General features: G+C 72.5%; 22 protein-coding genes. 13 read left to right on the forward strand and 9 right to left on the reverse strand.

Annotation, left to right across the window (positions count from 1 at the left end; genetic code table 11):
* Positions 1 to 53 precede the first annotated feature (53 nt).
* The 4 genes from ACWC24_RS00825 (at position 54) to ACWC24_RS00840 (ending at position 3,641) form a co-directional block, all read left to right on the forward strand.
* Entirely contained in the window at positions 54 to 965 is a 912-nt protein-coding gene (locus ACWC24_RS00825) for an EamA family transporter (protein ID WP_450660673.1), read from the forward strand.
* A 4-nt stretch (positions 966 to 969) separates the two neighbouring features.
* Complete coding sequence (gene aroA / locus ACWC24_RS00830; protein ID WP_450660674.1) at positions 970 to 2,211, forward strand: 3-phosphoshikimate 1-carboxyvinyltransferase; 1,242 nt, start codon at positions 970 to 972, stop codon at positions 2,209 to 2,211.
* Positions 2,208 to 2,840 carry a GNAT family N-acetyltransferase gene (locus ACWC24_RS00835; RefSeq protein WP_450660675.1) on the forward strand — a complete coding sequence of 211 codons (633 nt, stop codon included), beginning with the start codon at positions 2,208 to 2,210 and terminating at the stop codon, positions 2,838 to 2,840. The genes aroA and ACWC24_RS00835 overlap by 4 nt, the downstream gene beginning before the upstream one ends.
* A 162-nt stretch (positions 2,841 to 3,002) precedes the next feature.
* Positions 3,003 to 3,641 carry an RBBP9/YdeN family alpha/beta hydrolase gene (locus ACWC24_RS00840; RefSeq protein WP_450661024.1) on the forward strand — a complete coding sequence of 213 codons (639 nt, stop codon included), beginning with the start codon at positions 3,003 to 3,005 and terminating at the stop codon, positions 3,639 to 3,641.
* Here ACWC24_RS00840 and ACWC24_RS00845 read toward each other — a convergent pair.
* From ACWC24_RS00845 to ACWC24_RS00860, 4 genes are all read right to left on the reverse strand, one after another.
* The gene (locus ACWC24_RS00845) at positions 3,619 to 4,857 is read right to left on the reverse strand and encodes an MFS transporter (protein WP_450660676.1); all 1,239 of its coding nucleotides are present in this window, start codon (positions 4,855 to 4,857) and stop codon (positions 3,619 to 3,621) included. The two genes, ACWC24_RS00840 and ACWC24_RS00845, sit on opposite strands and share 23 nt — an antisense overlap.
* Before the next feature lie 112 nt (positions 4,858 to 4,969).
* Positions 4,970 to 5,767: a sugar phosphate isomerase/epimerase family protein gene (locus tag ACWC24_RS00850; protein ID WP_450660677.1), complete on the reverse strand. Its 798-nt coding sequence runs from the start codon at positions 5,765 to 5,767 to the stop codon at positions 4,970 to 4,972.
* 89 nt (positions 5,768 to 5,856) lie between these two features.
* Complete coding sequence (locus tag ACWC24_RS00855; RefSeq protein ID WP_450660678.1) at positions 5,857 to 6,789, reverse strand: bifunctional helix-turn-helix transcriptional regulator/GNAT family N-acetyltransferase; 933 nt, start codon at positions 6,787 to 6,789, stop codon at positions 5,857 to 5,859.
* Positions 6,790 to 7,042: 253 nt separating this feature from the next.
* Positions 7,043 to 8,089, reverse strand: a complete 1,047-nt coding sequence (locus tag ACWC24_RS00860; RefSeq protein WP_450661025.1) for a LacI family DNA-binding transcriptional regulator — start codon at positions 8,087 to 8,089, stop codon at positions 7,043 to 7,045.
* A gap of 335 nt (positions 8,090 to 8,424) precedes the next feature.
* Between ACWC24_RS00860 and ACWC24_RS00865 the strand changes: the two genes are divergently transcribed.
* The 5 genes from ACWC24_RS00865 to ACWC24_RS00885 all read left to right on the forward strand — a co-directional run bounded on the left by ACWC24_RS00865 (position 8,425) and on the right by ACWC24_RS00885 (position 15,676).
* Positions 8,425 to 9,576 carry a Gfo/Idh/MocA family protein gene (locus ACWC24_RS00865; protein ID WP_450660679.1) on the forward strand — a complete coding sequence of 384 codons (1,152 nt, stop codon included), beginning with the start codon at positions 8,425 to 8,427 and terminating at the stop codon, positions 9,574 to 9,576.
* Positions 9,573 to 10,724 carry a dihydrodipicolinate synthase family protein gene (locus tag ACWC24_RS00870; RefSeq protein WP_450660680.1) on the forward strand — a complete coding sequence of 384 codons (1,152 nt, stop codon included), beginning with the start codon at positions 9,573 to 9,575 and terminating at the stop codon, positions 10,722 to 10,724. Before ACWC24_RS00865 ends, ACWC24_RS00870 begins: the two co-directional genes overlap by 4 nt.
* 29 nt (positions 10,725 to 10,753) lie before the next feature.
* A complete protein-coding gene (locus tag ACWC24_RS00875) occupies positions 10,754 to 11,590 on the forward strand; it encodes a sugar phosphate isomerase/epimerase family protein (protein ID WP_450661026.1) in 837 nt (278 codons plus the stop codon).
* Between the two features lie 305 nt (positions 11,591 to 11,895).
* Positions 11,896 to 14,154, forward strand: a complete 2,259-nt coding sequence (gene recD2, locus ACWC24_RS00880) for an SF1B family DNA helicase RecD2 (protein ID WP_450660681.1) — start codon at positions 11,896 to 11,898, stop codon at positions 14,152 to 14,154.
* A 232-nt stretch (positions 14,155 to 14,386) separates the two neighbouring features.
* On the forward strand, positions 14,387 to 15,676 hold the full coding sequence (locus ACWC24_RS00885) for a citrate synthase (RefSeq protein ID WP_162469785.1): 1,290 nt from the start codon (positions 14,387 to 14,389) through the stop codon (positions 15,674 to 15,676).
* Between the two features lie 600 nt (positions 15,677 to 16,276).
* On the opposite strand, the gene ACWC24_RS00890 is transcribed toward ACWC24_RS00885, so the two are convergent.
* The 3 genes from ACWC24_RS00890 to ACWC24_RS00900 form a co-directional block, all read right to left on the reverse strand.
* Positions 16,277 to 18,559, reverse strand: coding sequence for a heavy metal translocating P-type ATPase (locus tag ACWC24_RS00890; RefSeq protein ID WP_450660682.1), 2,283 nt, complete (start codon positions 18,557 to 18,559; stop codon positions 16,277 to 16,279).
* Positions 18,560 to 18,653: 94 nt separating this feature from the next.
* Positions 18,654 to 18,893 (reverse strand): heavy-metal-associated domain-containing protein, encoded by a 240-nt coding sequence (locus ACWC24_RS00895; protein WP_450660683.1) that lies wholly within the window; start codon positions 18,891 to 18,893, stop codon positions 18,654 to 18,656.
* A gap of 324 nt (positions 18,894 to 19,217) precedes the next feature.
* On the reverse strand, positions 19,218 to 19,970 hold the full coding sequence (locus ACWC24_RS00900; protein ID WP_450660684.1) for a TetR/AcrR family transcriptional regulator: 753 nt from the start codon (positions 19,968 to 19,970) through the stop codon (positions 19,218 to 19,220).
* Positions 19,971 to 20,137: 167 nt separating this feature from the next.
* Between ACWC24_RS00900 and ACWC24_RS00905 the strand changes: the two genes are divergently transcribed.
* Positions 20,138 to 22,345, forward strand: a complete 2,208-nt coding sequence (locus ACWC24_RS00905) for an MMPL family transporter (RefSeq protein WP_450660685.1) — start codon at positions 20,138 to 20,140, stop codon at positions 22,343 to 22,345.
* 88 nt (positions 22,346 to 22,433) lie between these two features.
* Positions 22,434 to 23,483 carry a zinc-dependent alcohol dehydrogenase family protein gene (locus ACWC24_RS00910; protein WP_450660686.1) on the forward strand — a complete coding sequence of 350 codons (1,050 nt, stop codon included), beginning with the start codon at positions 22,434 to 22,436 and terminating at the stop codon, positions 23,481 to 23,483.
* Positions 23,484 to 23,563: 80 nt separating this feature from the next.
* On the opposite strand, the gene ACWC24_RS00915 is transcribed toward ACWC24_RS00910, so the two are convergent.
* On the reverse strand, positions 23,564 to 23,764 hold the full coding sequence (locus ACWC24_RS00915) for a helix-turn-helix transcriptional regulator (RefSeq protein ID WP_450660687.1): 201 nt from the start codon (positions 23,762 to 23,764) through the stop codon (positions 23,564 to 23,566).
* 247 nt (positions 23,765 to 24,011) lie between these two features.
* The gene (locus ACWC24_RS00920; RefSeq protein WP_450660688.1) at positions 24,012 to 24,929 is read right to left on the reverse strand and encodes a sugar phosphate isomerase/epimerase family protein; all 918 of its coding nucleotides are present in this window, start codon (positions 24,927 to 24,929) and stop codon (positions 24,012 to 24,014) included.
* Positions 24,930 to 25,051: 122 nt separating this feature from the next.
* Here ACWC24_RS00920 and iolC point away from each other — a divergent pair, with 122 nt between their 5' ends.
* Together iolC and ACWC24_RS00930 are read left to right on the forward strand one after the other, a co-directional pair.
* Positions 25,052 to 26,020 carry a 5-dehydro-2-deoxygluconokinase gene (gene iolC / locus ACWC24_RS00925; protein ID WP_450660689.1) on the forward strand — a complete coding sequence of 323 codons (969 nt, stop codon included), beginning with the start codon at positions 25,052 to 25,054 and terminating at the stop codon, positions 26,018 to 26,020.
* A gap of 59 nt (positions 26,021 to 26,079) precedes the next feature.
* A complete protein-coding gene (locus ACWC24_RS00930; RefSeq protein ID WP_450661027.1) occupies positions 26,080 to 26,964 on the forward strand; it encodes a Cgl0159 family (beta/alpha)8-fold protein in 885 nt (294 codons plus the stop codon).

Raw genomic sequence — 26,964 nt, forward strand, 5'->3', positions numbered from 1 at the left:
CGTGCAGCAATCATCGCTGGTGCTACACGGTTCAGGGAAGTGATCCTCGATCCATGAAACCCGCGCACCTCGCCCTCGCCGTCCTCGTCGCCGCCGTCTGGGGCGTGAACTTCACGGTCGTCGAGATCGGCCTCGACCACTTCCCGCCGCTGTTCTTCTCGGCCCTGCGCTTCCTGGTCGCGGCCGTCCCGGCGGTCCTGTTCGTCGGCCGCCCGAAGGTGGCGTGGAAGTGGATCGTGGCCGTGGGACTGGTGCTGGGGGTGGCCAAGTTCAGCCTGCTGTTCGTCGGCATGGACGCGGGCATGCCCGCCGGACTGTCCTCCCTGGTCCTCCAGATCCAGGCGGTGTTCACCGCGCTCATCGCCTTCGCGGTGCTCGGCGAGCGCCCGACCGCCGTCCGCGCCGCGGGCATGCTGGTGGCCCTCGCCGGCATCGGCGTCGCCGCCGTGGACGAGGGCGCCTCCGGCCCGCTCGGCGCCTTCGCCCTGGTCGTCGCCGCCGCCGTCTGCTGGGGCGCCTCGAACGTCCTGACCCGCAGGGCCGCGCCCCCGGACGCCCTGAACTTCATGGTCTGGGTCAGCACGGTCCCGGTCCTGCCCCTGCTGGCCCTGTCCCTGCTCCTCGAGGGCCCCACCAGGGACTACGACGCCCTGCGCGCCCTCGACTGGCAGGGCGCCGGGGCCCTCGGCTACGTCGCGTGGGTCAGCACCGTCTTCGGCTTCGGCGCCTGGGGGTGGCTGCTGCGCCGCCACCCGGCCTCCGCGGTCGCCCCCTTCTCGCTGCTCGTCCCCGTCTTCGGGATGACGTCCGCGGCACTCTTCCTGGACGAGTCGGTGAGCCCGCTCGGCTGGTGCGCGGCGGCGCTTCTGGCCGGCGGGGTGGCACTGACGTCCCTCGCGCCCGCGCGACACGCGGTCCATCCCGTGGACGTGCCCGCTCCCGAGCCCACCCCGGCGGGATCATGAGTCCATGCCCCGTGTCGACATCCCCGGTTCCAAGTCCATCACCGCCCGTGCCCTCTTCCTGGCGGCGGCGGCCGACGGGGTCACGACCCTGCTGCGGCCGCTGCGCTCGGACGACACCGAGGGCTTCGCCGAAGGCCTGACCCGGCTCGGCTACCGCCTCGGCCGCACCCCCGGCGCCTGGCAGGTCGACGGCCGCCCGCAGGGTCCCGCCGCCGCGCAGGCCGAGGTCCACTGCCGGGACGGCGCCACCACGGCCCGCTTCCTGCCCACCCTGGCCGCCGCCGGCCGAGGCACCTACCGCTTCGACGCCTCGGCCCAGATGCGCCGCCGTCCGCTGCTGCCGCTCACCCGGGCGTTGCGCGACCTCGGCGTGGACCTGCGGCACGAGGAGGTGGAGGGGCACCACCCGCTGACGGTCACGGCGGCGGGCGTCGAGGGCGGCGAGGTGGTCCTGGACGCCGGCCAGTCGTCCCAGTACCTGACGGCCCTGCTGCTGCTCGGCCCGCTGACCCGCAAGGGCCTGCGCATCCGGGTCACCGACCTGGTCTCGGCGCCCTATGTGGAGATCACCCTCGCGATGATGCGGGCGTTCGGGGTCGAGGTGGCCCGGGAGGGGAACGTGTTCGTGGTACCGCCGGGCGGCTACCGCGCCACGACGTACGCGATCGAGCCCGACGCGTCGACCGCGAGCTACTTCTTCGCCGCGGCGGCCGTCACCGGCGGCGAGGTGACCGTCCCGGGCCTCGGCACCGGCGCGCTCCAGGGCGACCTGGGCTTCGTGGAGGTGCTGCGGCGGATGGGCGCCGAGGTGGCCACCGGACCGGACGGCACCCGGGTGCGCGGCACCGGCGAACTGCGCGGTGTCACGGTGAACATGCGGGACATCTCCGACACCATGCCGACGCTCGCGGCGATCGCGCCGTTCGCCTCGGGACCGGTGCGCATCGAGGACGTGGCGAACACCCGGATCAAGGAGTGCGACCGGCTGGAGGCGTGCGCGCACAACCTGCGCGAGCTCGGCGTCGACGTGGCCACGGGACCGGACTGGATCGAGATCCGGCCCGGGGCGGACGGGCCGAAGGGCGCGCGGATCACCTCGTACGGCGATCACCGCATCGTGATGTCCTTCGCGGTCACCGGACTGCGGGTGCCCGGAATCTCGTTCGACGACCCGGGGTGCGTCCGCAAGACTTTCCCCGGTTTCCACGAGGCGTTCGCGGAGTTGAGAAGGGACATCGTGCGGTGAGCGACAAGCTGGAGGGGCCGGTTCTGGAGGGCGCGCTCATACGCCTGGAGCCGCTGGGGCACGGGCACGCCGCCGATCTCGCGCTGGCGGCGGAGGAGAACCGGGAGACGTACTCCTTCACCTGGGTGCCCAGGGCCGATCAGGTGGAGGCCTACATCGACGCGCAGCTGGCCCGCGCGGCGACGGGCCGGCTCGCGCCCTACGCGCAGGTGTCCCTCGCCTCCGGGCGGGCGGTCGGGTCGACCTCGTACTGGGACCCGCGGTACTGGCGGGACGACGACCGCCTCGACGCCGTCGAGGTCGGCTTCACCTGGCTCGCCGCCTCGGCTCAGGGCACGGGCGTGAACGCCGAGGCCAAGCTGCTGCTGTTCCGGCACGCCTTCGAGGAGTGGGGCGTGTCCCGGGTGGACCTGAAGACGGACGCCCGCAACAGCCGTTCCCGCGCGGCCATAGAGAGCGTGGGCGCCCGCTTCGAGGGTGTACTGCGCAACTGGTCCCGGTCCTGGGCGCCGGGCGAGGACGGCCGGCTGCGCGATTCCGCGATCTTCTCCGTCACGGACCGGGAGTGGCCGGAGTGCCGCGAGCGGCTGGAACGGCGGGTGGCGGGGTTCCTGTCCCGGACGACGTGAGCGCCTGACCCCACCGGCCCGGGTCCGGACCGATCACGGCTCCGGACCGTCCGCTCCGGACGGTCCGGAGACTGTCCCCGGGCCGTTCCCGGACCGTCCACGGACCGGACGGCGGCTGGACCGTGGAGCCATGATCGGGAAACCATCGCGGGCATGACCTCGATGTCTTCCTCGCCTTCGGCTTCTTCGGCTTCTTCGGCTTCTTCGGCTTCTTCGGCTTCCTTCCTCATACTCCACGGCTGGCAGAACCACCGCCCCGAGGGGCACTGGCAGCACTGGCTCGCCGACCGGCTCGGGGAACGCGGCCACCACGTCACGTACCCGCAGCTGCCCGATCCCGACGAGCCCGACCTGGAGGTGTGGCTGGCCGAGCTCGCCCGGCACCTGCGCGGCCTGCCGGCCGAGGGGGAGCGGGTGGTGCTCGCCCACAGCGCCTCCGCCGTGCTGTGGCTGCACGCTGCCGCACGCGGGGTGCCGGGGCTCGGCGACGTCGACCGGGTCCTGCTGGTGGCCCCGCCCTCCGCCTCGGTGCTCGCCCGGTACCCGGAGATCGAGGGCTTCGCCCCGCCGCCGCTGGACGGCCTGACCCTGCCGGGCCCCACCCGTCTCGTCGCCGGCGACGACGACCCGTACTGCCCCGAAGGCGCCCGGACCGTCTTCGCCGACCCCCTCGGCATCCCGTCCGAGATCCTCCCGGGCGCCGCCCACCTCGATCTCGACGCCGGCTACGGCTCCTGGCCCTCCGTACTGGAGTGGTGCCTGGACGGCTCCAGCGCGTTCAGTCCCCGTCCCCGTCCGTAGCCCCGCTCCGTAGCTGCGGGGTCGAGGCCGCCACCGCGGCCACCGCCGCCAGGCACAGCAGGCCCCCGCTGATCAGCGCCGTCGCCCCGGAGGTCCAGCCCGCGACCAGACCGCCGCGCAGATTGCCCAGGTTGGGTCCCGCCTGGCCGACGATCTGTTCGGCGGCCGTGACCCGGCCGAGCAGGGCGTCGGGAGTACGGGTCTGCACGATGGTGCTGCGCGACACCACGGCCAGGGTGTCGGCGGCCCCGGCCAGCGTCAGCAGGCCGAGGCCCGTCCAGGGACCGGTGGTCAGGCCGAACAGGACCAGGGCGGCACCCCAGCCGGCCGAGGCGCACAGCATCACCGGACCCGGACGGCCCAGCCGGGTGACCGCGCCGGAGAACGCGGAGGCGGTCAGGCCGCCCACGGCGAGAGCCGACAGGAACAGGCCGAGGGTGCGCGGGTCGCCCCCGAAGCGCTCCGCGTTGACCAGGGGGAAGAGGCTCACCGGGAACGACAGGACGGTGGCGGCCAGATCGGTGAGCAGCGCTCCGCGCACCACCCGGTGGCCGGTCAGGAACCGCAGCCCGTCCAGCACCCCGCGCAGGCCCGGCCGGGAGCGTTCGCCCTCGGGCGGCAGCGCGGGCAGCCCGAACGCGCCGTAGAAGGAGAGCCCGAAGCTCAGCGCGTCCAGGAGGTAGCAGGTGCCGATGCCCAGCCGGCCGAGCAGCACGCCCGCGACCGCCGGGCCGAGCAGCATCATCGCCTGGCCGGTGATCTGGTTGAGCGCGAGCCCGGCCGCCACCTGCTCCTTCGGCAGCAGCCGCGGTACGAAGACGCCCGCCGCCGGCGCCCCGATCGCGCCGAACGACGACTGGGCGGCGACCAGCGCGAGGAGGACGGCCACCGGGACGTGCCCGGTGAAGCCCTGCACGGCGAGCAGCAGGGAGCAGACCGCCTGGCCGACGGTGGCGAGCAGGTACACGCGACGGCGGTCGGCCCGGTCCACCCAGGCCCCGGCGAACAGCCCGAACGCCGCCATCGGCAGTGCCTGCGCCAGGCCGACCGCACCGCTCCAGACCGTGCTGTGGGTCATGTCCCAGACCTGGAACACGACGGTCACCATGGTCATGAAACTGCCGAGCAGGGAGACGGTCCGCCCTATCAGCAGCCGCCGGAAGACGGGGGAGGAGCGCAGCGGACGTACGTCGAGAAGGGCGTGCGTCAGGGTCATGAGAGGGCGGCGCGGCCGGGCGGATTCACGGCGGGGAGGCTAACCCGTGACCCCGTGTCCCCGCGAGCCGATAAGCGCGGGCGGGGCCTACTCCGACCAAGCGCGGGCGGGCCTACGCCGACTCGTTCAGCAGCCGCCTCAGATGCTCCCGCCCCGGGTCCAGCAGCCCGGGCAGCGGCGCGGCCGCCTCGTACCACCGCTTCTCGTACTCCCAGCACAGCCAGCCGTCCCACTCGTGCCGGGAGAGCACCTCCACGCACTCGGCCAGCGGCAGCACCCCGGCGCCCAGCGCCAGCGGGGTCGTGTCGTCGGTGGACGCGATGTCCTTGACCTGGACGTAGCCGAGGTACGGGGAGAGGGCCGCGTAACTGTCCAGGGGCTGCTCGCCGCCCAGCCAGGTGTGCATCACGTCCCACAGGGCGCCCACCTGCCGGTGGCCCACCAGGCCCAGGACCCGGATCGCGTCGGCCCCGGTGCGGTGCGAGTCGTGGGTCTCCAGCAGGATCCGTACGCCGACGTCGCCCGCGTACTCGGCGGCCGTGCCCAGTCTGCGCGCGGCCGTGGCGTCGGCCTCCTCGGGGGAGCCCTCGGCGCCGCCGGGGAAGACCCGGACGAACGGCGCGCCCAGGTCCCGGGCCAGGGTGAGGAGGTCGCGGACCTCCTCGATCACGGCGTCGTCGTCGCCGGGCGCGGCCACGCGCGCGTACCCCGCCAGAGCGAGGATCTCGACCCCGGCCGCCTTGAACCCGGCGGCCACCTCGGCCCGTTCGGCGGGGGTGAGACCCGGATGCACGGGCTCCTCGGGATGGGTGCGCAGCTCCACTCCGTGATAGCCGTGCTCGGAGGCGAGCCGCCGGACTTCGGCGAGCGGCAGGCCGGGGACACCGAGGGTGGAGAAGGCCAGCTTCATGTCCACCGACCGTACCCGTCATCGCCGCCGACCGCGTCCGCTCCCGCCTTTATTCGCCCGTTCCCGCCCTCACTCGGCCGTTCCCGCCCTCACTCGGCCGCCTCGCGCAGGTCCAGCCGCCAGTCCTGGCCCACGAGGTCCTTGCCGAACGAGCGGTGGGACGTCTCGGCGGCGAGGACGAAGCCGTGCCGCAGGTAGATGCGCCGGGCGGCGGCGAGCACGTCGTTGGTCCACAGGACGAGGTCCCGGTAACCGACCCCGCGCGCGAACGCGACGACCGCCGTGACCAGGCGGTCGCCCAGTCCCAGCCCGCGCGCGTCCGGCTCGACGAGCAGCAGTCGCAGCCGGGCGGTGCCGGGCGCCTCGTCCCGTACGCACATCACGCAGCCCACCGGCCGCCCGTCGAGCTCGGCGATCCACACCCGCTCCAGGTGCGGATCGTGGTCCTCGGCGAAGTCGGCCACGATCCTCGCCACGAGCCCCTCGTAGTCGGTGTTCCAGCCGTACTCGGCGGCGTACAGCGCGGCGTTGCGCTGCACGATCCAGCCGAGGTCGCCGGGGCCCGGCTCGCGCAGCACGACGTCCTCGGCGCGGGGCGCGCCGCGGTCGCCCAGGATCGTACGGATCGTGCGCATGGCCTCCGCCAGACGCGGCCGGTCGGCGGGCGGCACGTCCGCCAGCAGGGCGCCGACCGTCTCCCGGGCCCGCTCCTCCAGCAGTTCGGCGGCCTCCCGGCCGCGTGCGGTGAGGGTGACCCGGCGCCGGCGCAGATCGTCCTGCGCGGCGGCGCGCTCGACGAGTCCGTCCTCCTCGAACCTGTTCAGGATCCGGCTCAGGTACCCGGAGTCCAGGGCGAGCCCGGTGCGCAGGTCGGCCGCGTCCGCGGTGGGGGAGTGGGCGAGTTCGTACAGGACGCGGGACTCGGTGAGGGTGTACGGGGCGTAGAGGTGGCGGCCGTAGTCGAGGGCGCCGATGACGTTCGTGTAGAAGCGGTTGAACGAACGGATGTCCTGGACGGTCATGTTCGATCCCGGTGATCCGATGGCTGACTCAGTCAGGGAAATGGCCTCACCGAGCGTAGAACCTCCACGGCGCCACGACCAGCCCCCCGTGACGCACCGCCACGCCACGGCGGGCCCTTGGACTCCTTGCACCGGCCCCTGCGTACAGACGTTCTGCACATGCCGCGCCGGGCCCGCCCGACCGCCGCACGGCACCGCCCGCCCGAGTCCGCCGCACGGCACCCGTCGGGACGGTCCCGCCCCGGCGGCGAGATCACCTCCGGGGCACCCCGGAGGACCCCCGCACCATCAGTTCCCCCCGGACCGTCGCGATCTCCCCGGGCGGCGGCTCCTCCCGGCCCATCGCGATGCGCCCGGCGCGTGCCCCCGCCTCGGCCAGCGGCAGCCGCACCGTCGTCAGGGAGGGCACCGCGTCGATGCTGAAGGGGAGGTCGTCGAAGCCGGCCACCGACACGTCCTCGGGGATCCGCAGCCCGGACTCGCGCAGCGCGGCGCAGGCGCCCAGGGCTACGGAGTCGTTGGCCGCGACGACGGCCGTCAGGGACGGGTCGCGGCGCAGCAGTTCCAGCGTCGCCTCGTACCCGGAGCGCCGGTCGTAGCGGCCGTGCACCGTCCAGCGGGGGTCCTCCTCGATGCCCGCCGCCGCCAGCGCCGCCCGGTGTCCCTCCAGCCGGTGCCGGGTGGTCGTGCGCTCCTCGGGGCCCGCGATGTAGCCGAGCCTGCGGTGCCCGAGCCCGATGAGGTGCTCGGTCAACTGCCGTCCGCCGCCGCGGTTGTCGAAGGTCAGCGCGACCGCCCGGGTGTCCGGCGCGGGCGGCCGCCCGCACAGCACCACCCTGGTCCCGGCCTCGGTCAGCCTGCGCAGCTTGGCCGCCACGGCCGCCGCGTGCGGCTGGTCCTCCACGGCGCCGCCGGTCAGCACCACGGCGGCGGCCCGCTGTCGCTGGAGCAGGGTGAGGTACGTCAGTTCGCGTTCCGGGGAGCCGCCGGTGTTGCAGACGACGGCGAGCCGTTCCCCGCCGGCCCGCCCGCCGGGACCGCCGATCTCCGCCTGGATGGCGCTGGCCATGATCCCGAAGAACGGGTCGGCGATGTCGTTGACCAGGATCCCCACCAGGTCGGAGGTGGCGGCGGCCAGTGCGCTGGCAGGACCGTTGAGCACGTAGTCCAGCTCGTCGACGGCCCGCAGCACCCGCTCGCGGGTGGAGGCCGCCACCGGGTAGTTGCCGTTCAGCACGCGCGACACCGTCGCGGGGGAGACCTGGGCGCGGGCCGCCACGTCCGCCAGGGTCACCGTCATCTCGTCGTCCTCCGGTCGCGCATCTTGTCGTACCTCGTAGTACCTCGCCGTACGCAGTCGTACGTCGTCGTGGGCACAGGCCATGCGCAGGTCGTACGCAGTGCATGTACAGGGGATGCACAGGCCCACGAGCCACGGCCGCGGTTTCGTGCGGTTCGGGCAGACCTTACGGCCTCACCCCCCTGTTGTTCGCCCCCTCGAACAACTCGAAGTGGACACGGCCTTGTCCGGACCACTGGTCAGAGGCTAGCTTCTTCTTGCGTAGAAAGCGCTTGCTGTGCGGCTTACCAGTACGACAGGGCAACCGGGCGCTCGGCGCCAACGAAGGGACCGACGTGACACGCAAGACGGTGCGTATCGCCATGAACGGCGTGACCGGACGCATGGGTTACCGCCAGCACCTCGTCCGCTCCATCCTGGCCATCCGGGACCAGGGCGGGCTCGACCTCGGCGACGGCACCGTGCTGTGGCCGGAACCGGTCCTGCTCGGGCGCCGCGAGCACGCGCTGCGCGCGCTCGCCGAGCGGCACGGCCTGGAGCACCTCTCGACCGACGTGGACGCCGTCCTCGCCGACCCGACCGTGGAGATCTACTTCGACGCCCAGGTCACCGCGGCCCGCGAGGACGCGATCCGGAGGGCGATCGCCGCCGGGAAGCACGTCTACACCGAGAAGCCGACCGCCACCGGACTCGACGGCGCCCTGGAACTGGCCCGCCTGGCCGACGCGAAGGGCGTCCGGCACGGCGTCGTCCAGGACAAGATCTTCCTGCCGGGCCTGCGCAAGCTGAAGCGCCTCGTCGACGGCGGCTTCTTCGGCCGGATCCTCTCCGTCCGGGGCGAGTTCGGCTACTGGGTCTTCGAGGGCGACTGGCAGTCCGCGCAGCGCCCGTCCTGGAACTACCGCGCCGAGGACGGCGGCGGCATCGTCGTCGACATGTTCCCGCACTGGGAGTACGTCCTGCACGAGCTGTTCGGTCGGGTGAAGTCCGTCCAGGCCCTCACCGCCACCCATCTCCCGCAGCGCTGGGACGAGCAGGGCAAGCCCTACGACGCCACCGCCGACGACGCCGCCTACGGCATCTTCGAGCTGGAGGGCGGCGCGATCGCCCAGATCAACTCCTCCTGGGCCGTCCGCGTCCACCGCGATGAGCTCGTCGAGTTCCAGGTCGACGGCACCGAGGGCTCCGCCGTCGCGGGCCTGCGCAACTGCCGTGCCCAGCACCGCTCCGCCACCCCCAAGCCCGTCTGGAACCCGGACGTCCCCGCCACCGAGGCCTTCCGCGAGCAGTGGCAGGAGGTCCCGGACAACGCCGAGTTCGACAACGGCTTCAAGGCCCAGTGGGAGCTGTTCCTGCGGCACGTCTACGCCGACGCCCCCTACCACTGGGACCTGCTGGCCGGCGCCCGCGGTGTCCAGCTAGCCGAACTCGGCCTGAGGTCCTCGGCCGAGGGCCGCCGTCTCGACGTGCCGGAGGTCACGCCGTGACCCTCCGGCTCCCCGGCCCCGGCGGCGGGCTGCGCTCGTACGAACCGCGCGCCGAACCCCGCGCCGTCGCCCCCGGCACCCCCTTCACCTCCCGTACGGTCTTCTCGGCGGCGCACGTCGTCGCCGACCCGTTCGCCGACGCGGGCCCCGGCTCACCGGCCGCCGTCGACTGGGACGCCACCCTCGCGTTCCGCCGCCACCTGTGGTCCCACGGGCTGGGCGTCGCCGAGGCCATGGACACCGCCCAGCGGGGCATGGGCCTGGACTGGGCGGGCGCGGCCGAACTGATCCGCCGCAGCGCCGCCGAGGCGAAGGCGGTCGGCGGCGAGATCGCCTGCGGCGTCGGCACCGACCAGATCACCGCCGGGTCGCCGCCCGAGATCCGGCGGGCGTACGAGGAACAGCTCGCCCTCGTCGAGGAGTCGGGCTCCCGGGCGATCCTGATGGCGTCCCGGGCGCTGGCCGCAAGCGCTTGCGGTCCCGAGGACTACCTGGAGGTCTACGGCCACCTGCTGCGCCAGGCCGCCGAACCGGTGATCCTGCACTGGCTCGGCCCCATGTTCGACCCGGCGCTGGAGGGCTACTGGGGCTCGGCCGACCTCGACGCTGCCACCGAGGTGTTCCTGGAGGTGATCGCCGCCCACCCGGACAAGGTCGACGGCATCAAGGTGTCGCTGCTGGACGCCGGGCGCGAGATCGCCCTGCGCCGCCGCCTGCCCGACGGCGTCCGCTGCTACACGGGCGACGACTTCCACTACCCCGAGCTGATCGCGGGCGACGAGCGGGGGTTCAGCCACGCCCTGCTCGGCGTCTTCGACCCGCTGGGTCCCCTGGCCGCCGAGGCCGTCCGGGTCCTGGACACCGGGGACACGGCGGGCTTCCGCGAACTCCTCGACCCCACCGTCGAGTTGTCCCGCCACCTCTTCCAGGCCCCCACCCGCTTCTACAAGACGGGTGTGGTCCTGCTGGCCTGGCTGGCCGGCCACCAGAGCCACTTCACGATGGTCGGCGGCCTCCAGTCGGCCCGCTCCCTGCCGCACCTCGCCCGCGCCTACGAACTCGCCGACGGACTGGGCCTGTTCCCCGACCCGAAGCTGGCGGAGGAACGGATGAGGACCCTGCTCACCCTGTACGGAGTGACCCAGTGACCGGACTTGAGCGTTTCTCGATCAACCAGATGACGGTGAAGCAGCTGTCGATGCCCGAACTGGTCGACGCCTGCCTGGAACTGGACGTGCCCGGTGTCGGCCTGTGGCGCGAACCGGTCGTGACGTACGGGCTGGAGGCGACGGCGAAGCTGGTCCGGGACGCGGGCCTCACCGTCACCACCCTGTGCCGGGGCGGCTTCCTCACGGCGGCGGATCCGCAGGGCCGTGCCGCCGCCCTCGACGACAACCGCCGCGCCGTCGAGGAGGCGGCCGTGCTCGGCACGGACACCCTGGTCCTGGTCTGCGGCGGCCTGCCGGCCGGCTCCCGGGACCTGCGCGGGGCCCGGGAGCGGATCGCCGACGCCCTGGCGGAACTGGGCCCCTACGCCGAGTCCCACGGCGTCCGGCTCGCGATCGAGGCCCTGCACCCGATGTACGCCGCCGACCGCTGCGTGGTCTCCACCCTCGCCCAGGCCCTGGACCTCGCGGAACGCTTCCCCGCGCACCAGGTGGGCGTCACGGTGGACACGTACCACGTCTGGTGGGACGACTCGGCTCCCCGGCAGATCGCCCGCGCGGGCGCCGGCGGCCGGATCCACGCCTTCCAGCTCGCCGACTGGACCACCCCGCTGCCCGCGGGCGTCCTCGACGGCCGCGGCCAGATCGGCGACGGCGCGATCGACATGCGGGAGTGGAAGGGGTACGTGGACGCGGCCGGCTACACCGGGCCCATCGAGGTCGAACTCTTCAACGAGGGGCTGTGGGCACGCGACGGCAGGCAGGTGCTGGCGGAGACGGCGGCCCGGTTCGCCCGGCACGTGAACCCGCACGGACCCGCGGCGGACCGCCCGGCCGACGTCCGCTGAGCGGGGCGGGAAACGGCCGGAAAAAAACCGCGGGGACCGTACAACCCTTTCCCCGTCAGCCGTGTCGTATGTGGCATCAGGACTTCTGGAGGGGATCCGGGGGGATCGCGGGGTTCTGATGGGGAGGGAATCCGAGGGGGCCGGGTCGACGGACCGGGCCCCCTCGACGTATCCCCGGGCGTCCGGGGGAACCGGTGGCCGTCCGCGCGAGCACCGGTGGCCGCCCGCCTGGGAAACCGGTGGCCGCCCGGCCTGAGGACCGGTTGGCCGTCCGCGTTGTCGTACCGCGCCGGTACCGTCGGACCATGTCCCATCAGACGGAGGCCTCCCCCCGGCCGGAAGAGCGGCGTACGGCCGTACTCGAAGGCGTGCTCGAACGCGTGACCTACGCCAACGAGGACAACGGCTACACGGTCGCCCGCGTCGACACCGGCCGCGGCGCCGGCGACCTGCTGACGGTGGTCGGCGCGCTGCTCGGCGCCCAGGTCGGCGAGTTCCTGCGGATGGAGGGCCGCTGGGGCTCCCACCCGCAGTACGGCAAGCAGTTCACCGTCGAGAACTACACGACCGTCCTGCCCGCCACCGTCCAGGGCATCCGCCGCTACCTCGGATCGGGCCTGGTCAAGGGCATCGGACCCGTCTTCGCCGACCGCATCACCCAGCACTTCGGCCTGGACACGCTCAGGATCATCGAGGAGGAGCCCGAGCGGCTCATCGAGGTCCCGGGCCTCGGCCCCAAGCGCACCAGGAAGATCACCGAGGCCTGGGAGGAGCAGAAGGCGATCAAGGAGGTCATGCTCTTCCTCCAGACCGTCGAGGTCTCGACCTCGATCGCCGTGCGCATCTACAAGAAGTACGGCGACGCCTCGATCTCCGTGGTGAAGAACCAGCCCTACCGGCTGGCATCCGATGTCTGGGGCATCGGCTTCCTGACCGCCGACAAGATCGCCCAGTCCGTCGGCATCCCGCACGACAGCCCGGACCGCGTCAAGGCGGGCCTGCAGTACGCGCTTTCCCAGTCCGCCGACCAGGGCCACTGCTATCTGCCCGAGGAGCGGCTGATCGCCGACGCGGTCAAACTCCTCCAGGTCGACACCGGCCTGGTCATCGACTGCCTGGCCGAACTCGCCGCGCCGCCCGAGGAGGGCGAGGACCCCGGCGTCGTGAAGGAGAAGGTGCCGGCGGCGGACGGCGGCGAGAGCGTCACCGCCGTCTACCTCGTCCCCTTCCACCGCGCCGAACTCTCCCTCTCCGCCCAGCTCCTGCGCCTGCTGCGCACGGAAGCCGACCGGATGCCCGCCTTCCACGACGTGGTCTGGGACAAGGCGCTCGGCTGGCTGAAGGGGCGCACGGGCGCAGAGCTCGCCCCCGAGCAGGAGGCCGCCGTCCGGCTCGCGCTCACCGAGAAGGTCGCCGTGCTCACCGGCGGCCCCGGCTGCGGCAAGTCCTTCACTGTCCGCTCGATCGTGGAGCTGGCCCGGGCCAAGAAGGCCAAGGTGGTGCTGGCCGCGCCCACCGGCCGGGCCGCCAAGCGGCTGGCCGAGCTCACCGGCGCCGAGGCCTGCACCGTCCACCGCCTGCTGGAGCTGAAGCCGGGCGGGGACGCGGCCTACGACCGGGACCGCCCGCTGGACGCCGACCTGGTGGTGGTCGACGAGGCGTCCATGCTGGACCTGCTGCTGGCCAACAAGCTGGTCAAGGCGGTGCCGCCGGGTGCCCACCTGCTGTTCGTCGGGGACGTCGACCAGCTCCCCAGCGTCGGCGCGGGGGAGGTGCTCAGGGATCTGCTGGCCGACGGCAGCCCGGTCCCCGCCGTGCGCCTGACCCGGGTCTTCCGCCAGGCCCAGCAGTCGGGCGTGGTGACCAACGCGCACCGCATCAACTCCGGGCAGCATCCGCTCACCGACGGGCTGAAGGACTTCTTCCTCTTCGTCGAGGACGACACGGAGGAGGCCGGCCGGCTCACGGTGGACGTGGCGGCCCGCCGCATCCCGGCCAGGTTCGGACTCGACCCGCGGCGGGACATCCAGGTGCTCGCCCCCATGCACCGCGGCCCGGCCGGCGCCGGCACGCTCAACGGCCTGCTCCAGCAGGCCGTCACCCCGGGCCGTCCCGACGTGCCGGAGAAGCGGTTCGGTGGCCGGGTCTTCCGGGTGGGCGACAAGGTCACCCAGATCCGCAACAACTACGAGAAGGGTGAGAACGGGGTCTTCAACGGCACCGTGGGCGTGGTCACCTCGCTCGACCTCGTCGACCAGCGCCTGACGGTCCTGACGGACGAGGACGAGGAGGTGCCGTACGAATTCGACGAACTGGACGAACTGGCACACGCGTACGCGGTGACCATCCATCGTTCACAGGGGAGTGAATATCCCGCAGTCGTGATCCCCGTCACCACCGGTGCATGGATGATGCTCCAGCGGAATCTGCTGTACACGGCGGTCACCCGGGCCAAGAAGCTGGTCGTCCTGGTGGGTTCGCGCAAGGCGATCGGGCAGGCCGTACGCACCGTGTCGGCGGGAAGGCGCTGCACGGCGCTGGATTTCCGGCTCGCGGGCGCCTGATCCGCACCCGGGCGGCACGTCTCGGAAAAAATGATCGATCAAATGAGTCGCGAAGGTCACAGAGCCCTTCCGGTTACGGGTGCAAGGGGGCAGGATGAGCAAGTTGACGGCACTGAGTGCCGCCGATGAGCCCAATGGTCGACCCCGAGTGCACTCTCCTGCGCCAAATGGGGGATGGTAGAGACAGTCAGGGCAACCTCGAAGATGAGGCACAGAGTCGGTGAGGGAAGACGTGAGCGACAACTCTGTAGTAGTGCGGTACGGCGACGGCGAGTACACCTACCCGGTGATCGACAGCACCGTCGGTGACAAGGGCTTCGACATCGGGAAGCTCCGGGCCCAGACCGGTCTCGTGACCCTGGACAGCGGCTACGGCAACACCGCCGCCTATAAATCCGCGATCACCTACCTCGACGGCGAAGCGGGCATCCTCCGCTACCGCGGCTACCCGATCGAGCAGCTGGCCGAGCGCTCCACCTTCCTGGAGGTCGCCTACCTGCTCATCAACGGTGAGCTGCCGACCGTCGACGAGCTCACCTCGTTCAAGAACGAGATCACGCAGCACACGCTGCTGCACGAGGACGTCAAGAACTTCTACAAGGGCTTCCCGCGCGACGCCCACCCGATGGCCATGCTGTCCTCGGTGGTCTCGGCGCTGTCCACGTTCTACCAGGACAGCCACAACCCGTTCGACGAGAAGCAGCGCAACCTCTCCACGATCCGGCTGCTCGCCAAGCTCCCGACGATCGCGGCGTACGCGTACAAGAAGTCGGTCGGTCACCCGTTCGTCTACCCGCGCAACGACCTCAGCTACGTCGAGAACTTCCTGCGCATGACGTTCTCGGTGCCGGCGCAGGACTACGAGCTCGACCCGGTCGTCGTCTCCGCGCTCGACAAGCTGCTGATCCTGCACGCGGACCACGAGCAGAACTGCTCGACATCCACGGTCCGCCTGGTCGGTTCCTCGCAGGCGAACATGTTCGCGTCGATCTCGGCCGGCATCAACGCCCTCTGGGGCCCGCTGCACGGCGGCGCCAACCAGTCCGTCCTGGAGATGCTGGAGGGCATCCAGGCCAACGGCGGCGATGTCGACTCCTTCATCCGCAAGGTGAAGAACAAGGAGGACGGCGTCCGCCTGATGGGCTTCGGCCACCGGGTGTACAAGTCCTTCGACCCGCGCGCCAAGATCATCAAGGCCGCCGCGCACGACGTCCTCTCGGCCCTCGGCAAGTCCGACGAGCTGCTGGACATCGCGCTGAAGCTGGAGGAGCACGCGCTCTCCGACGAGTACTTCGTCGCGCGCAACCTCTACCCGAACGTCGACTTCTACACCGGCCTGATCTACCGCGCCATGGGCTTCCCGACCGAGATGTTCACGGTCCTGTTCGCCCTGGGCCGTCTGCCGGGCTGGATCGCCCAGTGGCATGAGATGATCAAGGAGCCGGGTTCCCGCATCGGTCGTCCGCGGCAGATCTACACCGGCGTGGTCGAGCGCGACTTCGTGCCGGTCGAGGAGCGCTGAACCCCACCAGGGGTTGACACCGCGGGTCTGAGACAGCGGGTCTGAAACAGCAGAAGGCGCCCTGCCGCCGGTCCCCCCACGGGCCGGCGTACAGGGCGCCTTCCCATGTCCCGGTGCGGATTCCCCCCACGGGATCCGGCCGGGCGTCTGAGGCAGCGCCTGAATCGCTGTATTGCTGTGTGCGGTTGTTGAACAGAACGAGCACGTCGTACGTACTGGTCGGTACCTGCGATCTGCCGGGACACCGCACGCTGGGAGGGCCGCTCAAAGCTCCCCGGTGTGTGTGCCCCGGCGACGCATCTCTGAGGAAGTCCCCCAAGACATCCTCAGATGCCAGGAGGCGCCCCCCAAGACGCTCCCTGACATCGACAAACTTAGACCTTCGAATCCCTTCGATGGTTACGTTCACAGCACTGTGATCTGCGTCTCTTGCGGATGTCCGTTAGGTGCGCAAGAGTCCTGATACGCCGATCGGGGCTCAAGCGTAAGGATGATGCGCGAGCCTTGTGAAGAGCTTATGTGAGGCTCGCGCCGGACTCTAGGGGGACTCTTACTTCCGATGCGGTGACGTGATGTTGATCCTCGGTAACGAAGGGTGCGTCAGCGGAAGGCCCGCAGCCGCAGGCTGTTGCTCACCACGAACACGGACGAGAAGGCCATCGCCGCCCCCGCGATCATCGGGTTCAGCAGTCCCGCGGCGGCCAGCGGCAGCGCGGCCACGTTGTAGCCGAACGCCCACACCAGGTTGCCCTTGATCGTGGCCAGCGTCCGCCGGGACAGCCGGATGGCGTCCGCGGCCGCCCGCAGGTCCCCGCGCACCAGCGTCAGATCGCTCGCCTCGATCGCCGCGTCGGTTCCCGTGCCCATCGCAAGGCCCAGGTCCGCGGTGGCCAGCGCGGCCGCGTCGTTGACCCCGTCACCGACCATGGCCACGGTCCGCCCCTCGCCCTGGAGCCGCCGTACCGCCTCGACCTTGTCCTCGGGCAGCACCTCCGCGATCACCTGGTCGATGCCGACCGTGCGGGCCACGGCCTCGGCCGCCGCCCGGTTGTCCCCGGTCAGCAGCACCGGCGTGAGTCCCAGCGCGCGCAGCTCCCGTACGGCCTCGGCGCTGGTCTCCTTGACCGCGTCCGCGACCGCGAGGACCCCGTGGACCGCTCCGTCCCAGCCGACCACGACGGCGGTACGGCCGCCCCGCTCGGCCTCCTCCTTGGCGCGGGCCAGCTCCGCGGGCAGGGCGGCGGACAGCTCGGCGAGCCGCCCCACGGCCACCTCGTGTCCCTCCACCCGCCCGCGGACGCCCCGCCCCGGGACGTTCTCGAAGTGTTCGACCGCGGGCAGCGTCCCGATCCGCTTCTCGGCGCCGGCCGCGACCGCGCGCGCGACGGGGTGCTCGGAGGCGTGCTCCAGGGCGCCCGCGAGCCGCAGCACCTGCTTCTCGTCGGCGCCGTCGGCGACGTACACCTCCTGGAGGGTCATCCGGCCCGTGGTGACCGTGCCGGTCTTGTCCAGGACGACCGTGTCGACCCGGCGCGTGGACTCCAGCACCTCGGGGCCCTTGATCAGGATGCCCAGCTGCGCCCCGCGTCCGGTGCCGACCATCAGCGCGGTCGGGGTGGCCAGGCCCAGCGCGCACGGGCAGGCGATGATCAGCACGGCGACGGCCGCGGTGAAGGCGGCGGCCGTCTCGCCGGTGGCGAGGAACCACCCGCCGAAGGTGGCGGCAGCCAGCAGCAGCACCACCGGCACGAAGATCCCGGAGATCCGGTCGGCGAGCCGCTGCACCCGCGCCTTGCCGTTCTGCGCGTCCTCGACCAGCCGGGCCATCTGCGCGAGCTGGGTGTCGGCGCCGACCCGGATGGCTTCGACGACGAGCCGCCCCCCGGCGTTGACGGTCGCGCCGGTCACCGTGTCCCCCGCCGTCACGTCCACCGGCACCGACTCGCCGGTCAGCATGGACGCGTCCACCGCAGAGTTCCCCTCGACGACCGTGCCGTCGGTCGCGATCTTCTCCCCGGGCCGTACGACGAACCGGTCGCCGACCGCCAGCCGGGCCACCGGGACCCGCACCTCGCGCCCGTCCCGCAGCACGGCGACGTCCTTCGCGCCGAGCTCCAGCAGTGCCCGCAGGGCCGCGCCGGCCCGTCGCTTGGAGCGGGCCTCCAGCCAGCGGCCCAGCAGGATGAAGACGGTGACCCCGGCGGCGACCTCCAGGTAGAGCGTCGAGGAGGGGTCCGTACGCGAGAGGGTGAGGTCGAAGCCGTGCCGCATGCCCGGCATGCCCGCGGTGCCGAAGAACAGCGCCCACACCGACCAGCCGAACGCGGCCAGCGTGCCGACCGACACCAGCGTGTCCATGGTGGCCGCGCCGTGCCGCAGGTTGGTCCAGGCGGCCCGGTGGAAGGGCCATCCGCCCCAGACGGCCACGGGGGCGGCCAGGGTGAGCGAGAGCCACTGCCAGTTGTCGAACTGCCAGGCGGGGACCATCGCGAGCAGTACGACGGGCAGCGCGAGCGCGGCGGAGACGAGCAGGCGGTGACGCAGGGACGCGAGCCCGGGCTCCGGCGCCTCCGGCTCCGGCGCCGTCTCTTCCTGCCGTACCGGCTCCGGGGGCGCGGGCTCCTCGGCCGTGTACCCGGTCTTCACGACGGTCGCGATCAGGTCGGCGACCTGGATACCGGCGGGGTAGACGACCTTGGCCCGCTCCGTCGCGTAGTTGACCGTGGCGGTGACGCCGTCCATGCGGTTGAGCTTCTTCTCGACGCGGGCCGCGCAGGAGGCGCAGGTCATCCCGCCGACGAGCAGTTCGACCTCGGCGGTCGCGGTGGTGCCGGCCGGGTCGCCGGGGGCGTCTATCGAGGTGTCCGTGGCGGTGCTGGTCATGTGTCCGTGCTCCAGAGGACGGAACGGGCCGTGCACCACCAGTGTCGGCTGGTCGGCACGGCCCGGTCGGGAAGCGGGTACGGGAACGGGGCTCTCAGGCCCTGCCGACCAGCTCGAAGCCGGCCTCGTCGACGGCGGCGCGCAGCGTCTCCTCGTCCAGCGGGCCGACCGAGACGACGGTGACGTCACCGGCGGAGGCCACGGCCGTCACCGAGGTGACGCCGGGGATCTGGGAGATCTCGGCGCTGACGGAGCCCTCGCAGTGTCCGCAGCTCATCCCGCTCACCTTGTAGACGGCGGTCACGGTACCCGGGGTGTCGGTCTGGGCGGTCATGTCGTTGCTCCTCGCAGAGGCGGGTGGGGCCGGCGGGGCCCACGGGGGTCCACTGTCTCCAGACTATACCCCTAGGGGGTATGAATCCAGGAGGAGCCCGGGCGGGTCGGCGAGCGGGGCGGGCGGTCGCGGACGGCCTCGGCGGGGAGTGGGTCGGTGGCCCCGGTGGCCCCGGTGGTCGGCGGTCGCCGGTCCGGCCGGGAGGGGGAGCCGGTGGCCGGCGGCCCGGTCGCGGCAGGGGGAGGCGGTGGACCGGACTGGACCGGACCGGGCTGGACCGGACCGGGCTGGACCGGGGTGGAAGTGGTGGCGGGCGGCCCCCGGTCAGGAGGCCGGGGTCTCGGGGTGGCCGAGCCGGTCGCCGACCAGCGGGGCGAGATACCGGATCAGCGCGTGCTTCAGTTCCTGGACGTACGCGGCGCGCTCGGTGCCCTCGTGGCCGAGGACCAGCTCCAGGCCCGCCTTGTACAGGCCCAGGCACATGTGCGCGGTGCGGGACAGGTCGGCCGGCGCCGCGTCCGGCAGGAACGAGGAGAGCAGGCCCTCGATCCGGGCGAGCAGCGTGGCGTGCAGCGCGTCGTGGTCCTCGGTCATCCGGCCGGGGATGTCGGGACCGTGCATCAGGGCGAAGAACACCGGATGGTCGCAGTTGAACGCGATGAAGCGGTCGACGGCGGCGCCGACCGCGTCCTCCAGCGGGGTCGCGGGGTCGACCGGGGCGAGTGCCTCGCCGTAGGTCTCGCGCATCTCGTGCATGAGCCGGTCGCCCAGCTCGATGGCGATCGCCTCCTTGTTCGGGAAGAACTGGTAGAGCGTGCCGGGCGAGACGCCTGCCTCGCGGGCGATGGCGTTGGTGCTCGAGGCCGTGTACCCGGTCGAGCAGAAGACGCTGGCCGCGGCCTCGAGCAGTTGGGCGATACGGCGCTCCCCGCGCGCCTGTCGGCGGCGAGGCTGCCCCTGCTCGGAGGGCTGTCCCTGCTCGGAGGGCTGTCCCGGCTCGGGGGGCCGTCCCTGCTCGGAGGGCTGTCCCGGCTCGGGGGGCCGTCCCTGCTCCGGGGTGTCGGACTTGTCGGGCACGCGTTATCCCCAGCTCTCGGCACGCGATTGACAAACGCGAGCGGTCACTCGCATTCTGGAGAAACGCGAGCGACGTCTCGTGTTTGTCAGTCTATGGCAATGACCGACCCATGCTCCTGCCTGCGTACAGCACGGATCACGGATCACGGTGAAGGGGACACCGCACAATGACCGAAGTCAACAGGCCACCCCGCGTCGGAGGATGGACGCGTCTCGTGACCGCGCGCCCACGCCTGTCGCTGCTGGCCGCCCTGGTGCTCACCGTGCTCGCCGTGCTGGCCGGCAGCGGGGTCGCCGACCGGCTGGGCAGCGGCGGCTGGGAGGACCCGGACGCGCAGTCGACCTACGCGACGAAGGCGCTGGAGCGCGAGTTCCCCGGCTCCCAGCCCAACCTCCTGCTGCTGATAGACACCGGCGCCGCCTCGGTGGACGATCCGGCCGTCGCCGCCGAGGCGAACCGCCTCACCGCACGGCTGGCCCGGGAGAAGGGCGTGACCGGCGTCGGCTCCTACTGGGCTTCGAAGGCACCGGCCCTGCGCGCCGAGGACGGCCACGAGGCGCTGATCGCCGCCCACATCACGGGCGACGAGAAGGCGATGGGCGACACCCTGGACCGCATCGCGCCCTCCTACCGGGGGACGCGGGGCCCGCTGACGGTGAAGGTCGGCGGCATCGTCGCCGTACGGCACGAGATGCAGACGATCATCCGCGAGGACCTGACCCGCGCCGAGATCATCGCCCTGCCGATCACCCTGGTGCTGCTGGTGATGGTGTTCGGCAGCGCGGTCGCGGCCCTGCTGCCGCTCGGCATCGGCATCGTCGCGATCCTCGGCACCAACGCGGTGCTGCGCGGCCTGTCCGAGTTCACCGACGTCTCGGTCTTCGCGATGAACCTCACCACGGCCCTCGGCCTGGGCCTGGCCATCGACTACGCCCTGTTCGTCGTCCGCCGCTTCCGCGAGGAACTGTCCACCGGCGCCGAACCGCTGACCGCCGTCGCCACCACCCTGCGCACGGCCGGGCGCACGGTCCTGTTCTCCGCGCTCACGGTCGCCGTGTCCCTGGCGGCGATGCTCGTCTTCCCGCAGTACTTCCTGCGCTCCTTCGCCTACGCCGGCATCGCGGTGGTGCTGCTGGCCGCCGGGGCCGCCCTGATCCTGCTCCCGGCCGCGCTGGTCCTGCTCGGCCACCGGGTCGACTCGCTCGACCTGCGCCGGATGCTGCGCCGCGGCCGGACCCCGAGGAGTTCAGGCGAGGAGGGCACGGCCTGGGCGCGCACGGCGACCCTGGTCATGCGCCGGGCCCCGTTCTTCGCGCTGGCCACCGCGGCCGTCCTCGTCCTGCTCGGCCTGCCCTTCCTGGGCGTGAAGTTCGGCACCGCGGACGACCGCCAGCTGCCCGCCACCGCCGAGTCCCACGTAGTGCAGCAGCACCTCCGCGACGATTTCCCGGGCAACCCCGGCGGCGGCCTGGAGATTCTCGCCGAGGGCGCCGCGACCCAGCCGCAGTACACCGTCTACAAGGAGCGGATCGCCGCCCTGCCGGAGGTGGCGGGCGTCGATGGTCCCCTGGTGCGGGGCGACTCGGCGTACTTCACGGTGCTGCCGAAGGGCGAGGCGGTGGACGACGCCGCCCAGCGGCTGGTCGGCGACCTGCGCGCGCTGGACGCCCCGTTCGACACCAAGGTCACCGGCACGGCCGCGGTCCTGGTCGACTCCAAGCACGCGCTCGCCGAGCGCCTGCCCTGGGCGGTCGCGTTCATCGCGGTCGTCACCCTGCTGCTGGTCTTCCTCCTCACCGGCAGCGTGCTCATCCCGGTCCAGGCCGTCCTGCTCAACGCGCTCAGCCTGACGGCGATGTTCGGCGCGGTGGTCTGGGTCTTCCAGGACGGCCACCTCTCGGGTCTGCTCGGCTTCACCGCCACCGGATCCATCGAGACCACCCTGCCGGTCCTGATGTTCTGCGTGGCCTTCGGCCTCTCCATGGACTACGGAGTGTTCCTGCTCTCCCGCATCAAGGAGGAGTACGACCACACCGGCGACCACCGCGAGGCGGTCCGGCACGGCCTCCAGCGCACCGGCGGCCTGATCACCGCCGCCGCGGTCATCCTCGCCGTGGTGATGGTGGCCATCGGCACCTCCCGGGTGACCAACACCAAGATGCTGGGGCTGGGCATCGCGCTGGCGGTGCTCATGGACGCGATGGTCGTCCGCAGCCTGCTGGTCCCGGCGATCATGCGGCTCACGGGCCGTGCGACCTGGTGGGCGCCGGCCCCGCTGCGCCGGTTCCACCGGCGGTTCGGACTGAGCGAGGGGGAGTCCGCGCAGACCGCCGAGCTCCTGCCGGACCGGGACAGGGCCGGCGTGCCCGGATAGCGTTCCGCCGGGGCGGCGCGGGAGCCCCGGAGCGGCCGGCCCAGGGGGCCCGGACCGGCGGAAGCGGAACAGGGAAGAGGGCGGGCACATGCGGGCTGTGGTCTTCGAGCGGTACGGCGAAGCGGCCGAGGTGCGGGAGGTGGCCGATCCGCGCCCCGCCGAGCACGGGGTCGTGGTGCGGGTGGCGGCCACCGGGCTGTGCCGCAGCGACTGGCACGGCTGGCAGGGCCACGACCCGGACATCACCCTCCCGCATGTGCCCGGCCATGAACTCGCCGGTGTCGTCGAGGCGGTGGGCCCCCGGGTGGCCGCCTGGCGTCCCGGCGACCGGGTCACCGTCCCGTTCGTCTGCGCGTGCGGCACCTGCCCGGCCTGCGCGGCCGGGGAGCAGCAGGTGTGCGAGCGCCAGACCCAGCCGGGCTTCACCCACTGGGGCTCCTTCGCCCAGTACGTGGCCCTGGACCACGCCGACGTGAACCTGGTCGCCGTCCCCGACGGAATGTCCTTCGCCACCGCGGCCTCGCTCGGCTGCCGGTTCGCCACGGCGTTCCGGGCGGTGGTGCAGCAGGGCCGGGTGGCGGCGGGGGAGTGGGTCGCGGTGCACGGCTGCGGAGGCGTCGGCCTGTCGGCGGTGATGATCGCGGCCGCTTCGGGGGCGCGGGTCGTCGCCGTCGACGTGACACCGGGCGCCCTCGATCTGGCCCGGAAGTTCGGCGCGGCGCGGTGCGTCGACGCCGGCCGCACGGCGGACCCGGCGCAGGCGATCCGCGAGCTCACCGACGGGGGCGCCCACCTCTCCCTGGACGCCCTCGGCTCCCCGGCCACCTGCGCGGCCTCGGTGAACGGGCTGCGCCGCCGCGGCCGGCACGTGCAGGTCGGCCTGCTGCCGTCGGCGGACGGCACGACCCCCGTCCCCATGGCCCGCGCCGTCGCCCTGGAGCTGGAACTGCTCGGCAGCCACGGCATGGCCGCGCACGCCTATCCCGCGATGCTCGGGCTGGTCGGCGCGGGCGTCCTGCGCCCCGATCTGCTGGTGACGGCGACGATCCCGCTGGACGCGGCGCCGGACGCGCTCGCCGCGATGGGGACACCGGCGGCCTCGGGCTGCGGGGTCACGGTCATCGAGCCGTGGAGCTGACCGGACGGCCACCGCTGCTGTGCCCCGCCCTCGGGCGGGGCACAGCAGGCCGGTCCGCGGGGGCGGACCCGGCGGGTCGCTCAGTCCGCTCTCCGTCCCCGGTTGCCGGGCCTGGACGCGACCCAGGTGCGTACGGTCTCGGCGTACCAGTAGGGCTTCCCGCTCTCCACATGATCGGGCGCAGGCAGCAGTCCGTGCTTGCGATAGGACCGTACGGTGTCCGGCTGCACCTTGATGTGCGCCGCGATCTCTTTGTACGACCAGAGCCTTCGGTCGGTCATGGGTTGCACCTCCCTGCGCGCGCCGCAGCGGCGGCCGGGGGGTGGCCGTCTGGGGAGCCGGGCGCTGCGCTGGCGATCACGAGCCTGTGTCCCGTGAACGACGCGGAGTGACGACCCGGCCCCGCCCGTCGACCGGGTGTGACGGGAAACCCGCGTACACGCGACATCTGTGACATGACGGAGGCATTTGTGACAGAGGTGAAGCAATAGCGCCACAGGGAAGGGGCGCGCCCTCTCCGGGGAACGCCTACGCCCCGCAGGACCTCAGGAACGCCCGGGTCCGCCGGGCGATCGGCAGCGGCCGGTCCGGCTCGCACGGGTACATGTCCTGCTCGACGATCGCGAAGAGGTCCACGTCCAGCTTCCGTGCCGCCTCCAGCACCGGTCCCAGCGCGGGCACACCGGACGGGGGTTCGCACATGACACCGCGGGCCACGGCCGGTCCGAACGGGATCTCCCGCGCCCGCACCTCCGCCAGGATCTCCGGGTCGACCTGCTTCAGGTGCAGATACCCGATGCGCTCGCCGTAGGTCTCGATCAGCTTGACGCTGTCGCCGCCGCAGTACGCGTAGTGCCCGGTGTCCAGGCACAGCGACACCAGCGCGGGGTCCGTGCCGTCGAGGAAGCGGGTGACGTTCTCCTCGCTGTCGATGTGGGTGTCGGCGTGCGGGTGGACGACGATCTCCAGCCCGTACCGTTCGCGCACCTCGTGCCCCAGCCGTTCGGTCAGCGAGGTGAGATCGCGCCACTGCCGTGCTGTCAGGGTGTCCGGCTCCAGCACCTCGCCGGTCTTGTCGTCACGCCAGAAGGACGGGATGACGACCAGGTGGGCGGCGCCCGTCGCCCGGGTCAGCGCCGCGATGTCCGAGACGTGCGCCCAGGTCCGGTCCCACACGTCCGGACCGTGGTGCAGGCCGGTGAAGACGGTCCCGGCCGACACCTTCAGGCCGCGCCGCGCGGTCTCCTCGGCGAGCACGGCCGGATCGCTGGGCAGATATCCGTACGGCCCCAGCTCGATCCACTCGTAGCCGGCGTCGGCGACCTCGTCGAGAAAGCGCTGCCACGGCACCTGCCGCGGGTCGTCCGGGAACCAGACCCCCCATGAGTCGGGCGCCGAACCGATCCGGATACGGGAGAGTGAGGACTGCGGCGACAACGAAGTCATGGCCGTCAGCGTGCGGTTCCGGCAGACGGGTGTCAAGCACTGGTCCGAATGTCCGGACAAAACATTGACAGGGCTCGGGGTCCGGCACTACAACCGGGAGGAGCCGAAGCGAAGGGAAGCCGATGGCGTACGACCTGATCACCATGGGGCGGATCGGAGTGGACCTCTATCCGTTGCAGGCGGGCGTGCCCCTGGCCCAGGTGTCGGCGTTCGGGAAGTTCCTCGGCGGCTCCGCCACCAACGTCGCCGTCGCCGCGGCCCGGCTCGGCCGGAGCACCGCCGTGATCACCCGGACGGGCGACGACCCCTTCGGCGCCTATCTGCACGAAGCCCTGCACGGCTTCGGCGTGGACGACCGCTGGGTCACTCCCGTCCCCGGACTGCCGACCCCGGTCACCTTCTGCGAGATCTTCCCGCCGGACGACTTCCCCCTGTACTTCTACCGGCAGCCCAAGGCGCCCGACCTGGAGATCCACGCCCGCGACCTGGACCTCGACGCCGTCCGCGACGCGCGCGTCTTCTGGATCACCGGCACCGGCCTCAGCGAGGAACCGAGCCGTACGGCGACCCTGGCGGCCCTCGCCCACCGGGACCGGGCCGGTGCCACGGTCTTCGACCTCGACTGGCGCCCCATGTTCTGGAAGGGCGCCGACGGGAGCGCCCCGGCCGCCGTCGCGCGCCCCTTCTACGCCGAGGCGCTGCGCCACGCCACCGTCGCCGTCGGCAACCTCGACGAGGTGGAGGTCGCCACCGGGCTGCGCGAGCCGCACGCCGCCGCCCGCGCCCTGCTCGCGACCGGCGTCGAGCTCGCCGTCGTCAAGCAGGGCCCCAAGGGCGTCCTCGCCGTCGACCGGGCGGGCGGCTGCGCCGAGGTGCCGCCGCTGCCCGTGGACGTCCTCAACGGTCTGGGCGCCGGCGACGCCTTCGGCGGCGCGCTCTGCCACGGTCTGCTGAGCGGCTGGGACCTGGAGCGGACCATGCGGTACGCCAACGCGGCCGGCGCCATCGTCGCCTCCCGGCTGGAGTGCTCCTCCGCCATGCCGACCCCGGACGAGATCGACGCCGCGCTCACCGCCGGGGAGGTGCGATGAGGGCCGGCCGCGTCGGAGAGGCCCACCGCGAAGGCGGAGCCGGCGTCGCGTACGCGCGCGTGGACGTCGCGGAACTCGTGCGCATCCGCACCCGGCACCCCGAGCGGATCGCCGAGGCCGCCGCCCGCCGCCGGCGCAGACCGCTGCTCGGCGACCGCGGCCGGCTGATGATCGTCGCCGCCGACCATCCGGCCCGCGGCGCCCTCGGCGCCGGCGGCCGCGGCCTCGCCATGGCCAACCGCGCCGACCTCCTGGAGCGTCTGTGCCTGGCGCTGTCCCGGCCGGGTGTGGACGGCGTCCTGGCCACCGCCGACATCCTCGACGACCTGCTCCTGCTCGGCGCCCTCGACCACAAGGTCGTCATGGGCTCCATGAACCGCGGCGGCCTCCAGGGCGCGTCCTTCGAACTCGACGACCGCTTCACCGGGCACCGCCCCGAGGACATCCACCGACTCGGCTTCGACGCGGGCAAACTGCTGCTGCGCATCGACTACGACGACCCGGGCTCCCTCACCACCCTGGAGTCCACCGCCCGCGCCATCGACGAGATGGCCGCGCGCCGACTGCCCGTCTTCGTCGAGCCGTTCATCAGCCGCCGCGCCCCCGACGGCAGGCTCCGCAACGACCTGTCGGCCGACGCCGTCACCCGGTCCCTCGCCATCGCCTCCGGCCTGGGCGGCAGTTCGGCCTACACCTGGCTGAAGGTGCCGGTCACCGAGAACCCCGACGACATGGCCCGGGTGATGGAGACCTCCACGCTGCCCGCCGTCCTGCTCGGCGGCGAGGTGGGCGGTCTGGTCGAGGACCAGGTCGCCGCCTACGAGAAGTGGCGCGGGGCCCTGCAACTGCCCACCGTCCAGGGCCTGGTCGTCGGCCGCTCGCTGCTCTACCCGGCGGACGGGGACGTGGCCGCCGCCGTGGACACCGCCGTAGGACTGCTGTGA

The organism is Streptomyces sp. NPDC001443 (assembly GCF_053597355.1).

Excerpts from the sequence above, each read along its gene's own strand:
- ACWC24_RS00825 (WP_450660673.1), top strand. The coding sequence starts at position 54 with ATGAAACCCGCGCACCTCGCCCTCGCCGTCCTCGTCGCCGCCGTCTGG.
- aroA (WP_450660674.1), top strand. The coding sequence starts at position 970 with ATGCCCCGTGTCGACATCCCCGGTTCCAAGTCCATCACCGCCCGTGCC.
- ACWC24_RS00840 (WP_450661024.1), top strand. The coding sequence starts at position 3,003 with ATGTCTTCCTCGCCTTCGGCTTCTTCGGCTTCTTCGGCTTCTTCGGCT.
- ACWC24_RS00845 (WP_450660676.1), bottom strand. The coding sequence starts at position 4,857 with ATGACCCTGACGCACGCCCTTCTCGACGTACGTCCGCTGCGCTCCTCC.
- ACWC24_RS00850 (WP_450660677.1), bottom strand. The coding sequence starts at position 5,767 with ATGAAGCTGGCCTTCTCCACCCTCGGTGTCCCCGGCCTGCCGCTCGCC.
- ACWC24_RS00855 (WP_450660678.1), bottom strand. The coding sequence starts at position 6,789 with ATGACCGTCCAGGACATCCGTTCGTTCAACCGCTTCTACACGAACGTC.
- ACWC24_RS00860 (WP_450661025.1), bottom strand. The coding sequence starts at position 8,089 with ATGACGGTGACCCTGGCGGACGTGGCGGCCCGCGCCCAGGTCTCCCCC.
- ACWC24_RS00875 (WP_450661026.1), top strand. The coding sequence starts at position 10,754 with ATGACGGTGAAGCAGCTGTCGATGCCCGAACTGGTCGACGCCTGCCTG.
- recD2 (WP_450660681.1), top strand. The coding sequence starts at position 11,896 with ATGTCCCATCAGACGGAGGCCTCCCCCCGGCCGGAAGAGCGGCGTACG.
- ACWC24_RS00890 (WP_450660682.1), bottom strand. The coding sequence starts at position 18,559 with ATGACCAGCACCGCCACGGACACCTCGATAGACGCCCCCGGCGACCCG.
- ACWC24_RS00895 (WP_450660683.1), bottom strand. The coding sequence starts at position 18,893 with ATGACCGCCCAGACCGACACCCCGGGTACCGTGACCGCCGTCTACAAG.
- ACWC24_RS00905 (WP_450660685.1), top strand. The coding sequence starts at position 20,138 with ATGACCGAAGTCAACAGGCCACCCCGCGTCGGAGGATGGACGCGTCTC.
- ACWC24_RS00910 (WP_450660686.1), top strand. The coding sequence starts at position 22,434 with ATGCGGGCTGTGGTCTTCGAGCGGTACGGCGAAGCGGCCGAGGTGCGG.
- ACWC24_RS00915 (WP_450660687.1), bottom strand. The coding sequence starts at position 23,764 with ATGACCGACCGAAGGCTCTGGTCGTACAAAGAGATCGCGGCGCACATC.
- ACWC24_RS00920 (WP_450660688.1), bottom strand. The coding sequence starts at position 24,929 with ATGACTTCGTTGTCGCCGCAGTCCTCACTCTCCCGTATCCGGATCGGT.
- iolC (WP_450660689.1), top strand. The coding sequence starts at position 25,052 with ATGGCGTACGACCTGATCACCATGGGGCGGATCGGAGTGGACCTCTAT.